At 58.0% G+C, this 276-nt stretch carries 1 pseudogene; it reads left to right on the top strand.

Features of this window, described 5'->3' with window-relative positions:
* Nucleotides 1–276 (top strand): annotated as a pseudogene (locus tag QWJ41_RS21175) (alpha-amylase family glycosyl hydrolase); the annotation flags it as partial.

Here is a 276-nt window from a genome sequence, read left to right as displayed (position 1 = left end):
AAGCCAAGGCCAGCGCGGCGAACAGGTGAACGAATTCCGCGCCATGGTCAAGGAGTTTCACCGCAACGGCATCGAGGTAATCCTCGATGTGGTGTACAACCACACTGCGGAGGGCAACCACATGGGGCCAACGCTCAGCTTCAAGGGCATTGACAAACAGGCGTATTACCGTTTGGTCGACAACGACCCGTTGCACTACTTCGACACCACCGGCACTGGCAACTCGCTGCTGATGCGCTCGCCTCACGCTTTGCAGGTCATCACCGATTCCTTGCG

The sequence above is a fragment of the Nocardioides cremeus genome (genome assembly GCF_030518195.1).
Taxonomy (GTDB): domain Bacteria; phylum Actinomycetota; class Actinomycetes; order Propionibacteriales; family Nocardioidaceae; genus Nocardioides; species Nocardioides cremeus.
The sequence above is the reverse complement of the archived record's forward strand: the minus strand, read 5'-3'. Positions and strand labels throughout refer to the sequence as shown.